The following is a 14,347-nucleotide window of genomic DNA, read 5'->3' as shown; positions in this document are numbered from 1 at the left end:
TCACCTGCAAAACGGCAGTCAAAGGCAATAATCACTGACAACTGCATTTTTCAGATTCAACCGGTTCAATAGCACATTGGAGCGACCCGCGCAACACGGGGAACGGGGGAAGAACCAACTCAACCGGCGCCATGGCTGCGGATCGCCTCCAGGAACGGGGCGCCGTAGCGGCCGAGCTTCCGCTCGCCCACCCCATTCACCCGAAGGAGCTCGTCCGGCGTGGCCGGCCGCAGGGACGCCATCTCGGCCAGGGTGGCATCGCTGAAGATGATATACGGGGGAACCTGCTGGTCGTCCGCCAGCCGCTTGCGGAGCGCCCGCAGCTCCTGGAAGAGCCCCTCGTCCCGCTCCGCCGGCGTGGCGGCTCCCGGCCGGCGGGGGGCCTTTTCCTTCTTCGGAGCGGCCATCCGCAGCCGCGGCTTCGCCAGGACCAGGTTCTCCTCGCCCCGCAGCAGCGGCCGGGCCGCAGGGGTCAACTTCAGCACCGAGTAGTTGGCCAGGTCCTGCTCCAGGTATCCCCGGTGGATGAGCTGACGGATGATGCTCCCCCAGGCCTCGGCCGCCAGGCTGGCGCCGATGCCGTAGGTCGAGAGCCGGTCGTGGCCCAGGGCCAGGATGCGTTCACTCCGCGAACCGCGCAGGACGTCGATCACGTGCCCCACGCCGAAGCGCTGTCCCACCCGGTAGACGCAGGAAAGGGCCTTGCGGGCCTCTTCGGTGGCGTCGAAGGTCTCGGGCGGATCGAGACAGAGGTCGCAGTTGCCGCAAGGTTCCTCCAGCCGCTCGCCGAAGTAGCCGAGCAGGGCCCGGCGCCGGCAGACGAGCGCCTCGGCGAACCCCACCATGGCGTTCAACTTGTGCAGCTCGATCCTGACCTGCTCGGGGTTCCCCCCCGACTCGATGAGGGAGCGGGAGACCGGGATGTCGCCGTAGCCGAAGAGGAGCAGCGCCTCGGCCGGGAGCCCGTCGCGGCCGGCCCGGCCGGTTTCCTGGTAGTAACTCTCGATATTCTTGGGCAGGTCGTAGTGGACCACGAACCGGACGTTGGGCTTGTCGATCCCCATGCCGAAGGCCACCGTGGCCACCACCACCCGGATGTCGTCCCGCAGGAACGCATCCTGGACCCGGCTCCGCTCCGCGTCGGCGAGCCCTGCGTGGTAGGCTGCCGCCTCCACCCCGGCTACCCGGAGCTTCTCCGCCACTTCTTCCACCCGCTTGCGGGAAAGGCAGTAGACGATACCCGCCTCCCGGGGGCGCGTCGCCAGGAACTCCTCCAACTGCCGGAACGGCTTCTGCTTCTCCAGGACGCTGTACCTGATGTTGGGCCGGTCAAAGCCGGTCACGTAGATCTCGGCGCCCCGAAGCCCCAGCCGCGCCACGATGTCGCCCCGGGTCTGGACATCGGCAGTGGCGGTCAGGGCGATCATCGGCACGGTCGGGAACAGCCCCCGCAACCGTCCCAGCTCCACGTATTCGGGGCGGAAATCGTGCCCCCACTGGGAGACGCAGTGGGCCTCGTCAATGGCGAAGAGCGCCAGGGGCACCTCCCGCAGCCGTTCCAGGAAGGCATCGGTCATGAGCCGTTCCGGGGCCACGTAGAGGAGGTCCAGCTCGCCGCCATGGAGCCGGCCGAGCACTTGGCGCGACTCGCGCTCGCCCAGGGTCGAGTTGTAGCAGGCCGCTGCCACGCCGTTTTCGCGCAGGGCGTCAACCTGATCCTTCATGAGGGAGATGAGGGGTGAGACCACGATCCCCACGCCGGGCCGCACCAGGGAGGGGATCTGGTAACAGAGGGACTTGCCCCCGCCGGTGGGCATCAGGACGAAGGTATCGCCCCCGCGCGCCACCCGGTCCACGATCTCCTCCTGGAAGGGGCGAAAGGACCGATAGCCGAAAACGCTCCGGAGGACGGCGAGGGTTTCATGCCCCATGGTCAGAGTTCCCGCACGACCCGGAAGCCCAGGTAGACGTAGCGGCCGTCCTGGGCGCCCCGCCCCCGGGCCGAGGAGCGGATATAGCGGGGCTTGCTGCCGAAGGAGCCCCCCCGCTGGACCCGGCGGGAATCCTCGCCGCCGATCCAGGGGGTGCCGTCCGCGGGTGCGCCGTCGTAGCTCTCGTGCCACGTGTCGACGCACCACTCCCACACGTTGCCGGCGGTGTCGAACATGCCGTAGGGATTGGGCGCGAAGGAACCCACCGGCGCCGTGCTCTTCTTGTCCCACCGGCTGCCGCACCCCTTGCAGTTGGCCTTGTTCTTCCCGGCCGTGCCGCCCCACCAGTAGGGGGTGTCCGTGCCCCCACGGGCCGCATACTCCCACTCGGCCTCGCTCGGCAGGCGGTAGCGGTGCCCGGTCTGGTCGGACAGCCACTTGGCGTATGCCACCGCATCGTCCCAGGACACATTCATGGCCGGCTTGCTGCCCCGCCCCCAGTTGCGGGACAGGGGGCCGAACCAGCGGCGGCCGTCCTTTGGCTTTTCGCGGCCCGTGGCTTCGCAGAACCGATCATACTCGGCAAAGGTCACCTCATACACCCCGATGGCAAAGGCGCGGGAAATGGTCACCTCATGGACCGGCTTCTCGTCCGGGTCACCACCGCCGAAGATTGCCCCCATGCGGAAGCGACCCGGTGGAATCACCACCATGGCCGGACCGGGCGAGCCGTCGGTCAGCCGGTCGCGAAAGCTTGTCCCTGCGACCGAACTCCCGACTGCCGCTGGTGAATGAGCCCCGGAAGCAGCGCCGGTAGATTCCGTTATGTAACTAAAACCGAGTACCACCACTGCCGTAAAATATGCGACACGGACCATCCTCATGCATCACCCTCCGAAGACCCTGAAGCCACGAACTGCACATTGTACGCACAGTCCCCGCAAAAGACAACCCAGGCCGGCAGGCCGCCTTGTGCTGCCTGCCGGCTTTTCGCTGCCGCGGCAGTTAGCCTGGATTAATTTGTATCGTGCAATCGGCATGCCTGTCAACCCGCTTCCAATGCCGGTGCTCAGTCGGAGTTCCAGCTATTTCAAAGTGTTTGAGTATCAGAATTTTTGTATTGTTTTTTAAGCACTTGCGTGTTACATACAGAGCACCACAAACGACTGGAGGAGATACCGTGACCGGCCCCCGCGAAGCATTCCGCTCCTTTCAGGTCGCACGCAAGGATATCGCCTACCTTCACTTTGTCCTGGAGTCCTACGAAGGCCTCGCAGTACTCAGTTCTGCCGACCGGTCGAGCGGAACCGTCACGGTACGATACCCCAGCGATTTAGCGGAAACCGTCAATGAACTTTTAACAGCACTCGGCACTGAAATTGCTTTGAAAAAGGTGCAGGGTGACGGGAAACAAGAGACATGCTCGACCAGATGAACCTCTCCGCCATCCTCCGTCAAGCCCTTGTGGGCGGTGGTGAATTCGCGGAGATTTACTTCGAAGAAGGCTCCACCACCGCAGTCCTCTGCGAGGACGGAAACATCGAGAAAGTCCTCGCCGGAACGGACCGCGGGGTGGGGATCCGGGTCATTTCCGATCTCCGGACCGCCTACGCGTACACCAACGAGGTGACCGGCACGGCCCTCATGGAACTGGCCACAACGGTGAGCAGGGCAGTCCGGGGCAAGGTCTTTGAGCAGGCCATCGCACTGAAACCGAGGGAAGTGGGGGCAGGATTCCCCATAGAAATTACGCCGGATGGCGTAACCCTCCATGAAAAAATTGCACTGGTGGAGAGAGGCAACAAGGCTGCCCGCGACATCAGTGAAACAATTCGGCAAGTTACGATTGCCTATCGTGACAGCCACGTGAAATGCCAGATCGTCAATTCACTGGGCGACTTCATCGAGACCAACCGAACGGGGACTCTGTACCTGGCCCAGGTGGTTGCCGCCGGCGCGGACGTGATCCAGACCGGCTATGAAGCAACGGGGAAATTCATGGGTCACGAGATCTTCCGGGAGCGCCCCCCCGAGGAGATCGCCCGTGCCGCCGCCCGCCGGGCGGTCATGATGCTCGGCGCCCGCAAGGCGCCGGGGGGGCTGATGCCGGTGGTGCTCTCGTCCGAGGCCGGCGGCACCATGGTGCACGAGGCCATCGGCCACGGCCTAGAGGCAGACCTGGCCGGCAACGGCCTGTCGGTCTACACGGGCAAGGTGGGGCAACAGGTGGCATCGCCCCTGGTAACGGTGATCGACGACGCCACCATCCCCAACGCGCGGGGCTCGTTCTCCTTCGACGACGAGGGGACCCCGGCCCGGCGCACGGTGCTGGTGGAAAACGGCATCCTGAAGGGGTATCTCTACGACCGGCTGTCCGCCATGAAGGACGGCTGCACCTCCACGGGCAACGGCAGGCGCGAGGGATACCACACCAAGCCCATTGTCCGGATGACCAACACCCTCATCGCCCCGGGCGAGTCGGACCCGGAGGAGATCGTGCGGGGGGTCGGCCGGGGACTTTTCGTCCGCAAGATGGGCGGCGGACAGGTGAATACGGTAAACGGCGACTTCGTGTTCGAAGTCACCGAAGGATATCTTATTGAAAATGGAGCCATCGGGGAACCGGTCAGGGGAGCCACCCTCACCGGGAATGGCCCGGACATTCTCAAGAAGATCGTCAAGGTCGGCAACGATCTCGGCTTCGGCATCGGGACCTGCGGCAAGGACGGTCAGGGAGTGCCGGTCTCCGATGCCCAACCCACGCTTCTCATCGACGAAATAACGGTGGGTGGCGCGGCATGATGCACTTGGCAGCGATGGACGGCGCCAGACGATGTTTCAGGAGGAAAGGATTTACCTCCCGCTCCGTCACCGGAGGGGAAGGGCCACGGATGGCTCGCGTCGCGAGGACCGTTTCCATGAGGAGGAAAGCGCACTACGCCCGGAATTGAAGTAGCAGATCCCCTGCGTAGCGCCTTTGATTTTCCCGAGGAAACAACCGTGCCCCATGTGAACCTGACGACAATTCAGCCGGTGGAACTGCTTGAGGCCCTCAAGGCACACCAGTTCCTGGCCCCCTACCACCTGACCTTCTGCTGTGACCAGGACGGTGGGGGGCTGCGCTACAAGTCCAGGTTCACGGCCTGCGGGTCGCCGCGCCAGCACCACTTCTGCACGAACTCCTGCCTGCTGGCCCTGGAAGACGCGGTCGGCCGCGCGATTGCCGGCAACCGGCCGGTAGTGTTCCAGTGCAGCGTCGGTCTCCTCAACTTCGCCGTCCCACTCCGGGCCGGCGACATCCCCTTTACCTGCCTGATCGGCGGCGGAGTCCGCGACAGGACCATCGACCTCGCCCGCATGGAGTCGCTTGCCGCCGACGATGGCATGGACGCCTTCGCCCTGCTGGCCGAGATCGAGGAATTGCCCGTTGCCACCGTCGATGAAGTCGAGGAGGTGGCGCGCAAGGTACAGGAACTGGTCCCCTCCCTGCTGGCCCGCAACCTCCACAGCCAGATCTTCGAGAAGACCATGCAGCGGCTCACCGCCATATCCGGAATCTCCACCGGCATCGACTCGGCGGATTCAGTCTGCGACCTCATGGGCCTCATCAGCGAAACCCTCGGCGTCCTCTTCGACATCTCCAAGATCGCCGTGCTCATCCCCCAAAACGGCCCCACTTCGCCCTACACCGTCAAGGGGATCTGGGGGCTCCCCCGGGATCTGGGCGCGATTTCCGGACCCAAGGCGCTGGGCATATTCCCCAGGGACCGGGCGGGCAGCATCGTCCTGCAGGAAGACGAATGCCGTTCGCTCTTCCCGGGCCTGGACGTGAGCCAAGCCACCTGCCTCCGCCTGACCTCGGGCCAGACCATCCACGGCATCCTGGTCCTCTTCGACGCCAGCATTCCGCCCCGGGAAGAACTGCTGGTCTCCCTGGTGACCGGCAAGGCGGCGACCCAACTGGCGCGGATGCGGGAGAAGGAAAAATACTCATCCGAGATCGTCCAGGCCCGGGAGCTCCTCACCATGTTCAGCGCCCTGTCGCGGACCGAGGGCAAGGACCGGCTCAACGAACAGATTCTCGGCATGGCCGCCGACCTGGTGGACGCCTCCTGCGGCTCGCTCATGTTCATCGACGAAAGCGGCGCCCAGCTCAGGATCGAGTCGGCCCTCGGCATGAACCTCCACTTGGCCCAGAGCATGGTGGTCCAGGTGGGAACCGGCATTGCCGGCAAGGTGGCCGCCAGCGGCAACCCGCTGCTGGTGAACGACATCGAGAAGGACCGCCGGGTCGGCACCCCCAACCGCCCCCGCTTCAAGACCAAGTCGTTCGTGAGCATCCCCATCAAGCTGCGGGAGGACACCATCGGCGTGCTCAACCTCTCGGACAAGAAGAACCAGGGGATCTTCACCGACGCCGATCTGAAGATACTGATCACCTTCACGGATCATGCATCCATCATGATCGAGCGCGCCCTCTCCATCGAGCGGGCCGACATCCTGGAGCAGCTCTCCATCACCGACCACCTGACCGGCCTCTACAACCGCCGCTTCCTCAAGCGGCGCATGGAGGAAGAACTGGCCCGCAGCATCCGCCACAACCTGAACCTGACCGTGATACTCATCGACCTGGACCACTTCAAGATCTACAACGATCTCTGCGGACACCTGGCCGGCGACCGGGCGCTCAAGAGAACGGCCAAGATCATCAGCGAAACCGCCCGGCAGATGGACGTGGTCACCCGCTTCGGCGGTGAGGAGTTCTGCATCATCCTGCCGGGAACCTCCAAGAAGGAGTCCATCTTCGTGGCCGAACGGATCCGGCGCGAGATCGAAGGCGAAGGGTTTCCCCACGAGGAGAATCTCCCCCAGGGGCGGCTCACCGCCAGCCTCGGCATCGCCTCCTTCCCCGAGGACGGCAGCACCGAGGCCTCGCTCGTCAAGGCGGCCGACGTGGCCCTCTACCGGGCCAAGTCCGAAGGGCGGAACCGGGTGATCATCGCGGGAAACTCAGCCGGCCACCAGGAACACAACGTCCATTTCAAATCCGTGCTCAACCTGTCATGAAAAAGGCCGCCCGAATCGGGCGGCCTTTTTCATGCGACATCATTCAGGCAGGGGAGTCTTAGGGTTTGTCCGTAAATAACGTTCCAGAGGATCGCGCCCGGATGTATGACCGATTTGGCCGGACTGATTGAGCAAAACCGCAGGCGTAGCAGGGCTACGTCGAGGATTGTGCGATTGAGGGCCGGTCAAAGATGGCGTGAAGACGGAATGCGAGCTTGGAATGATTATTTCCGAACAAGCTCTTATTCGATCACCGAGGCTTTGGTAATGAACACGGCCTCCACCGGCACATCCGAGTGGCCCGCCCTGTTGCCGGTCTTCACCCCGGCAATGGCGTCCACCACATCCATCCCCTCCACGACCTGACCGAACACGGCATAGCCGAAGAGATCGGGCGTCTTGCCCCGGTTATCGAGAAACGCGTTGTCCACCAGGTTGACGAAGAACTGGGACGTGGCGCTGTCGACCACCGCGGTCCGGGCCATGGCCAGGGTTCCCCGCTTATTGGAGAGGCCGTTGGTCGCCTCGTTCTTGATGGCGAACTTGGTCTTCCGGGGTTGCATGTTTTCGTCCATCCCGCCCCCCTGGATCATGAATCCCTTGATGACCCGGTGGAAGATGAGGCCGTCATAGTAGCCGTCCTTCACGTAGGAGATGAAGTTGCGGGCGGAAATCGGCGCCTTGTCCCTGAACAGTTCGACGATGATGTTCCCCTGGGAGGTCTCAAGCATGACCCGGGGGTTCTGTTCTTCGCTCATGGCATGCTCCTTTCATATGCACTGATGACAACGTGAGGCTCAAGGTGTACCACAAAAGGCGGACGGCGAACACCCTTTTCTCGGCTTGCATCGTCCGTCAAATCAAGTATAAGGGTAGATGTGTTTCGATTCGAAGCCGCACCTTTTTACGCCAGGAGGCAGTAATGAAATCAACCGGACCCATCATGCTGACGCTTACCCTGCTGCTTGCCGCAAGCACCGCCATGGCCACCCCCGACAAGGTCGACGAGATGACCCGCGCCACGGAGCTCATGGTCCAGCACCACAAGGGAATGGTACGAAGCGAGCCGGAACGGGCCATGGTGGGCGAGCCGGCCCCGGCATTTTCCCTGGAGGCGGTGGTCAACAAGGAGTTCAAGCGGGTCAACCTGGCCGACTACCGGGGCAAGTGGGTAGTCCTCTTCTTCTACCCCGGCGACTTCACCTTTGTCTGCCCCACCGAGATCAGGGGCTTCAACGCCGCCGTGGACCGGTTCACGGAGCTGAACGCCGTCGTGCTCGGCGCCTCAGTGGACAGCAAGTTCTCGCACCTGGCCTGGATCAACCGGGGCGACCTGGGCGACCTCTCGTTCCCGCTGCTGGCCGACAACAAAAAGGAAGCCACCATCCGCTACGGCATCCTGGACGAAAAGGAAGGGGTGGCGCTGCGGGGGCTCTTCATCATCGATCCCAACGGCATCCTCCAGTATCAGGTGGTCCAGAGCCCCTCGGTGGGACGGAGCGTGGAAGAGACCATCCGGGTCCTGGAGGCGCTCCAGACCGGCGAACTCTGCCCCCTGGGCTGGAAGCCGGGCGAGAAAACCATCAAGAAGTAGTCCATTCTGAAACCGGCAGCGAACACCGGTTCACTCCTGCTGAAGCATCGACCGCATCCGGGCAAAGAAATCCTGGGCCAGGGCCTCCGCCTCTTCTTGGGTGGAGGCTTTTTTCACGCTCCCTTCGTGGACCTGCAGAAGCCGCCCGGGTATCTCCTCCAGAAACCGGCTCGGCTGCCGCTCCTGGAGCTTGCCGTACTTCTTCCGGTTCAGGCACCGGGTGATGGTCAGGTGCCGGCGAGCCCTGGTGATCCCCACGTAGCAGAGACGCCGCTCCTCGTCAATGGGCATCCCCTCCTCCACCGTCCTCTTGTGGGGCAGGATCTCCTCCTCGAATCCCACCAGGAACACGCAGGAAAACTCCAACCCCTTGCTTGAGTGGAGCGACATGAGGGTGACTGCGTCCCTGCCGTGCTCCTTCTTGTCCTTGCCGGCGAAGCGGTCCTCGTCCATGAGGGAGACCTTTTCCAGGAAACCCGACAGGGTGGCGCCGGGAATCCGCTCCTCGAACGAGGCCAGGGAGTTGATGACCTCGGCCACGTTCTCCACCTTGCGCCGGGCCGTGGCCGGGTCCTCGATGGTCCGGTAGAGTTCCTCCTCCAGCCCGAGCCGGTCGAACAACCCCTTCACCCGTCCCGGCAGGTTGCCGGCATGGCGGAAATCGCGCACCGACTCCTCCACCAGCCGGTGGAAGGCCAACACCTTTTCCCGCACCGCCCCCGTGACCCCCTCGATCTCCTCCACCCGGCCGAAGGCCTCCAGCAGCGGGCAGTCATGCTCCAGGGACCACTGGTTGATCTTCAGGACCGTGCCGTCGCCAATCCCCCGGCGCGGAAAGTTGACGATCCGCAGGAGCGACTGCTCGTCCCGGGGATTGTCGATCACCTTCAGGTACGAGAGGGCGTCCTTCACCTCCTTGCGCTCGTAGAACTGCATACCCCCCACCAGCACGTAGGGGATGTCCTCGAAGCGGAGCTGCTCCTCGAAGGCCCGGCTCTGGGAGTTGGTCCGGTAGAGGATGGCGAAGTCGCCGAAGGAGAGATTGTGCCGGTAGCGCTCCATCTGGAGCCGTTCCACCACCTGGGTGGCCTCATCCTCGTCGTCCTGGGCGATGACCAGGTCGATGGGACGGCCCTCGCCCGCGTCGGTCCAGAGGCGCTTCTCCGTGCGCACGCTGTTGTTCCTGATCACGTGGTTGGCCGCCTCCAGGATGGTGCCGGTGGAGCGGTAGTTCTGCTCCAGTTTCACCACCCGGCAGCCGGGGTAGTCCTTCTCGAAGGCGAGGATGTTCCCCACGTCGGCGCCGCGCCAGCCGTAGATGGACTGGTCGTCGTCCCCCACCACGCAGAGGTTACGGTATTTTTTCGCCAGCAGCGACACGAACAGGTACTGGGAGGCGTTGGTGTCCTGGTACTCGTCCACCATGATGTAGCGGAACCGCTCCTGCCAGTGGTCCAGGACCTCCGGCTGCTCCTGCAGGAGCCGGACGGTCAGCATGATGATGTCGTCGAAGTCGATGGCGTTGCAGGCCATGAGCAGCCGCTGGTAGCGGGGGTAGATCGTGGCGGCCAGCAGCTCGTCCGGGTCGTTCAGGCGGGGCTGCACCCGGTCGGGGGGAATCAGCCGGTTCTTCCAGCCGGAGATGCGCCAGAGGATCCCTTCGGTGTCCACCTTGCGGCCGTCGTCGCTCACCTCGCGCAGGGCCTGGCGCACCAGCCCCAGCTGGTCAGACGTGGTGTAGATGCCGAAGTTCCTCTTGTAGCCCAGCCGTTCGATATCGCGCCGCAGGATGCGCACCCCCAGGGAGTGGAAGGTGGAGACGATCATCCCCTTGGTGCGGCCGCGGCCCACCAGCTCACGCACCCGCTCCTTCATCTCTCCCGCCGCCTTGTTGGTAAAGGTGACGGCCAGGATGCTCTCGGGCGCAACCTTCCTGTGGAGGACCAGGTGACCGATCCGGCAGGTGATGACCCGGGTCTTGCCCGAGCCGGCCCCGGCCAGGACCAGGAGCGGGCCTTCGGTACAGTCGACCGCCTCCCGCTGGGGAGGGTTGAGGGTGGAAAGATCAAGCATGTGCGTGCCTCGGGATGCGAAACGAAAAGAGCCGGGCGCTCGTGCCCGGCCGCATCAGTGATAGCAGAACAGGGGTGGGGAAATCAAGACAGCGATATTCGTGCCAGGGCACGTTACCCTGCTCGATCGCCCCACAGTGGCGCGCGCAGTGCTCCCGCGGAGCCGGCATGGTGACGCGTGACGGTGTGCGGAGCGGGAGCCCCGCACGCTGCGGCACCAGATCAGCGGACGATCAACCGGTCAACGGTCACCGCCCCTCTGGCAAGGGTCAGGCTCCCCTGCAGGGTGGTGTAGCCGGTGGCGGAGGTGAAGAAGGCGTCATAGCCTCCCTGCAGGGTGAACCGGACGGCGCGGCTCAGCAGCAGTTGTTCCGTGAACAGGCTCGCCGTGGCCATGACCACGCCCTCCTCCCGGACAATGTCGAAGCCGTTCTGAAGCATTGGATACTGCACATTGTCCACCAGTACCGGATACACAAATTCAGCCACCGGCGTATAGACAGCCGAGGCGTTGTTGCCCGGGGCGGGATCGTTGGTGAAACCGGCCGCCTGGAAGGTGTTGATCAGGGTGCCCGCCAGCGTGGGGGTGAGCACGATGGCGTAGGAGACGCTCCCCCCCACCGCCAGGGTTCCGACGTTGCACGTAACGGTGCTGCCTGACAGGGCGCACCCCGGGGAAGCGGACACAAAGGAGGCCCCCGCAGGGATCGGGTCGGTCACCGTTACCTCGGTTGCCGTCTCCGGGCCGTAGTTGATGACACTCACCGTATAGATTACCGGTTCCCCCACGAAGGTCGTCGACGGTGCCCCCGAGGCGGCGACGGCAATATCTGCCGTGGCCGACGGGGTAAAGTTCCGGTTCAGGACAATGCGCCCCGTGACCCCGTTCCGGCCGTCCACGGCAATCCGGTATACCTGCCCTGCCCGGGCCGCGAAGGTGAGCCCGCTGGCGCCGCCGGCACTGCCGTCGTTGTCGTTGGCAGCCACCGGCGCCAGGCTGCCCACGCTCTCGCCGGTGTAGACCGCCAGCAGGGTATCGAAGGAACTGCCGTGGGTATCCAGGGACAGGGTCCCGTTGGCCTGGCCCTGCCAGGTCCACCAGACCGAGGCGCCCCCGGCTACCCCCGCGTGGACGGGCTCGCCGGGCTCCCGGGTAGCGTTCAGGTTGACGCCGGTGGTCTGGCCAGCAGTGGCGGGCAGGGCCTGGGCGGCGGAAAAGAGGTCGTTGGCGGGCGGGCCGATGGCCGCTGCCACATTGATGCGCGGCGTCGTCACCCCGTTCCGGGAATCGGTCACCGGCTTGCCCGTGGAGGTGAGGCGTGTCCGGATCGCATCGAGGGATTCCGCCGGGAAGGCCGACCGGAGCACTGCCACGGCCCCCGCCACGTGGGGAGTCGCCTGGGAGGTGCCGGCCATGGTTTCCCCGGCCGCGGTGATGATGGCTCCCGGGGCCAGCAGGGTAAGAAAATATGCGCTGTTGGAAAAACAGGCCACCTTGTCGGGAGCGGCGGCTTCCGTACAGGTCGTCCCATGGAACGTCCCATAAAAGGAGTCGTGGACCGCGCCCACCGAGATGACGCCCGGGATGCATGCCGGCGCCACAATGGCGCTTGTATTCCCGTCGTTCCCCGAAGCAGCCACGGGAATGATTCCCGCCGACCGTACCTGGGTCACCAGGGCATTGTAGGGGGTATTGGTGCAGGGCGAGGTGAATAATCCACCCCCCAGGCTCATGTTGATGGCCGCGATGTTATAGGCGTCGCGGTTCGCGATTGCCCAGTTGGCGGCCTCGATGATGTCCGCATCATAGGCGAGATTCTGGGTAAAGACGTCGATGGCGATGATGCGGGTATCAGGGGCCACCCCCAGGACAATGGCGGCCACGTTGGTGCCATGATAGTAGGAGGTGGGGTCGTCCAGTTGAAAATCCTCGGGCGCCGTATCTAAGGAGACTATAACCTTGCACCCGGCCGGCGTGCCCGGCGCGGTGCAGGAGCCGAAGGCCGGGCGGGTGTAGTCGACCCCCGTGTCGAAGACCGCCACCGACGTGCCGATGCCCCTGAAACCGGCAGCCGCAGCCGGGGGCTGCCCAATGAGGGGAAGGCTCTCGGTGAGCTGGAGCTGCCGGGCTTCGTTGGGAAAGACCCCTATCACCTCGGCGCGGGCCGCCAGCCGTTCCAGGGCCCGGGCCGATCCCACCCGCGCGGAGAGGAGCGGCAGGTGGCTGTACTCCCTGACCACCTCCACCTGCTCTCCCGCCAGGGAAGCGGCAAGGCGCCCCTTCATCTCGCCGTACCGCGCCGCCTTCAGCGCGAGCCGCCGGCGAACCGCCTCCCGCCCGTCGGCCGGGGATGCGGCGTGCGCCCGGATGCCCGCCAGCTCGGCCTCCACCGGGCCGTCATCCAGCAGAACGATCAGATCCCGGGACTCGCCCCGCGCCAGGGCGGCCCCCACCTCGGCGGGCACCTTCGACCCCGCAGCCGGCGCGGCCCATGCCGGCGCCGTCGCCATTGCCAGCAGGACCGGCAGAAACCGGCACGCCACGCGCACGCATCCCCATACTCCGTGTTTCACGGCATCCCCTTCCCGCGGCAGGAGGAATGCTACCCGCGGTCCCTGCCCTGCATCCTGAGCCTCCACTATAGCAGATACCGGCCTGAAACCGCGAGGTCCCAATGCCCCGCCCCGGCCGGGAGCGCAAATTGCCATCCGGCGGCCGCTGTGCTATAAGCTCCTCTATCCCCACGCCACGGAGCAGCCATGGACAAGCAGACCGCAGCGGGCCGCATCGCCGCCCTCCGCACCGAACTGGAGCGCCACAACCGCCTCTACTACGTGGAAGACCGCCCCGAGATCACCGACGCCGAATACGATCTCCTCTTCCGCGAGCTGGTGGACCTGGAAACGCGGTTCCCCGACCTGGCCGCCCCCGACTCCCCGACGCAACGGGTGGGCGGCGCGCCCTTGGACAAGTTCGAGCAGGTCACCCACCGCATCCCCATGCTCTCCCTGGAAAACGCCTTTACGGACGCCGAGATCGCCGACTTCGACGACCGGGTCAAACGCTTCCTGGGGCTCCACGGCGACGTGGAGATCGATTACGTCTGCGAACCCAAGATGGACGGGCTTGCCGTGGAACTGGTCTACGAACGCGGCGTCCTCACCGTCGGCGCTACCAGGGGCGACGGCGTGGTGGGGGAGAACGTCACCCACAACCTGAAGACCGTCCGGGACATCCCCCTCAGGCTCCGGTGCGAGCAGCCGCCGGAATTGCTGGAGGTGCGGGGCGAGGTCTACCTCCCCCTGGCCCCGTTCCAGCGGCTGAACGCCCAGCGGGAGGAGGAGGGCGAGCCCCCCTTTGCCAACCCCCGCAACGCCGCGGCCGGCTCCATCCGCCAGTTGGACTCCCGGATCACGGCCCGGCGGCCCCTGGCCATCTTCTGCTACGCGCCGGGCGAAGTCCGGGGCGCCTCCTTCGCGGCACAGACCGAATTCCTCGACCGGATCGGCCAATGGGGCCTGCCGGTCAATCCCCTGATCCGGCCGGTCAAGGGAGTGGCGGAGATCCTCGCCTACTACCGGGAGATGACCGAACGCCGCGACTCCCTCCCCTACGAGATCGACGGCGTGGTGGTCAAGGTGGATTCCTTTGCCCTCCAGCGGGAGTTGGGCGAAAAGAGCCG

Annotated in this window: 10 protein-coding genes; 5 read left to right on the top strand and 5 right to left on the bottom strand. The window is 65.0% G+C overall.

Annotated elements, in window-relative coordinates:
• Positions 1-119 precede the first annotated feature (119 nt).
• Both recQ and AC6CDK_RS01700 read right to left on the bottom strand, forming a co-directional pair.
• Positions 120-1,931, bottom strand: coding sequence for a DNA helicase RecQ (recQ, locus tag AC6CDK_RS01705; RefSeq protein ID WP_192905076.1), 1,812 nt, complete (start codon positions 1,929-1,931; stop codon positions 120-122).
• Positions 1,932-1,933: 2 nt separating this feature from the next.
• Positions 1,934-2,815, bottom strand: a complete 882-nt coding sequence (locus tag AC6CDK_RS01700) for a formylglycine-generating enzyme family protein (RefSeq protein WP_226048214.1) — start codon at positions 2,813-2,815, stop codon at positions 1,934-1,936.
• A 296-nt stretch (positions 2,816-3,111) separates the two neighbouring features.
• Between AC6CDK_RS01700 and AC6CDK_RS01695 the strand changes: the two genes are divergently transcribed.
• The 3 genes from AC6CDK_RS01695 (at position 3,112) to AC6CDK_RS01685 (ending at position 6,998) form a co-directional block, all read left to right on the top strand.
• A complete protein-coding gene (locus AC6CDK_RS01695; protein ID WP_039646069.1) occupies positions 3,112-3,366 on the top strand; it encodes a DUF4911 domain-containing protein in 255 nt (84 codons plus the stop codon).
• The gene (locus AC6CDK_RS01690; RefSeq protein ID WP_192905075.1) at positions 3,351-4,733 is read left to right on the top strand and encodes a TldD/PmbA family protein; all 1,383 of its coding nucleotides are present in this window, start codon (positions 3,351-3,353) and stop codon (positions 4,731-4,733) included. The genes AC6CDK_RS01695 and AC6CDK_RS01690 overlap by 16 nt, the downstream gene beginning before the upstream one ends.
• A gap of 198 nt (positions 4,734-4,931) precedes the next feature.
• Entirely contained in the window at positions 4,932-6,998 is a 2,067-nt protein-coding gene (locus tag AC6CDK_RS01685) for a diguanylate cyclase (protein ID WP_066357779.1), read from the top strand.
• A 242-nt stretch (positions 6,999-7,240) separates the two neighbouring features.
• Here AC6CDK_RS01685 and AC6CDK_RS01680 read toward each other — a convergent pair whose 3' ends face one another.
• Positions 7,241-7,756, bottom strand: coding sequence for a peptidylprolyl isomerase (locus AC6CDK_RS01680; RefSeq protein WP_039646075.1), 516 nt, complete (start codon positions 7,754-7,756; stop codon positions 7,241-7,243).
• A gap of 164 nt (positions 7,757-7,920) precedes the next feature.
• Here AC6CDK_RS01680 and AC6CDK_RS01675 point away from each other — a divergent pair, with 164 nt between their 5' ends.
• Entirely contained in the window at positions 7,921-8,592 is a 672-nt protein-coding gene (locus AC6CDK_RS01675; protein WP_039646077.1) for a peroxiredoxin, read from the top strand.
• A 30-nt stretch (positions 8,593-8,622) separates the two neighbouring features.
• Here the strand turns inward: AC6CDK_RS01675 and AC6CDK_RS01670 are convergent, their stop codons facing one another.
• Positions 8,623-10,665: an ATP-dependent helicase gene (locus tag AC6CDK_RS01670; protein WP_192905074.1), complete on the bottom strand. Its 2,043-nt coding sequence runs from the start codon at positions 10,663-10,665 to the stop codon at positions 8,623-8,625.
• 221 nt (positions 10,666-10,886) lie between these two features.
• On the bottom strand, positions 10,887-13,238 hold the full coding sequence (locus AC6CDK_RS01665; protein WP_192905073.1) for a S8 family serine peptidase: 2,352 nt from the start codon (positions 13,236-13,238) through the stop codon (positions 10,887-10,889).
• 186 nt (positions 13,239-13,424) lie between these two features.
• On the opposite strand from AC6CDK_RS01665, the gene ligA reads away from it, so the two are divergent.
• Positions 13,425-14,347 (top strand): NAD-dependent DNA ligase LigA (gene ligA / locus AC6CDK_RS01660; protein ID WP_496639697.1); only part of this gene is annotated, 923 nt, incomplete at its 3' end.

The organism is Geobacter sp. PheSNFMC (assembly GCF_059620965.1).
Note: the sequence above shows the minus strand (reverse complement) of the source record. Positions and strands in the feature narration are given on the sequence as shown.

Excerpts from the sequence above, each read along its gene's own strand:
- AC6CDK_RS01670 (WP_192905074.1), bottom strand. The coding sequence starts at position 10,665 with ATGCTTGATCTTTCCACCCTCAACCCTCCCCAGCGGGAGGCGGTCGAC.
- AC6CDK_RS01680 (WP_039646075.1), bottom strand. The coding sequence starts at position 7,756 with ATGAGCGAAGAACAGAACCCCCGGGTCATGCTTGAGACCTCCCAGGGG.
- AC6CDK_RS01700 (WP_226048214.1), bottom strand. The coding sequence starts at position 2,815 with ATGAGGATGGTCCGTGTCGCATATTTTACGGCAGTGGTGGTACTCGGT.
- AC6CDK_RS01675 (WP_039646077.1), top strand. The coding sequence starts at position 7,921 with ATGAAATCAACCGGACCCATCATGCTGACGCTTACCCTGCTGCTTGCC.
- recQ (WP_192905076.1), bottom strand. The coding sequence starts at position 1,931 with ATGGGGCATGAAACCCTCGCCGTCCTCCGGAGCGTTTTCGGCTATCGG.
- AC6CDK_RS01690 (WP_192905075.1), top strand. The coding sequence starts at position 3,351 with ATGCTCGACCAGATGAACCTCTCCGCCATCCTCCGTCAAGCCCTTGTG.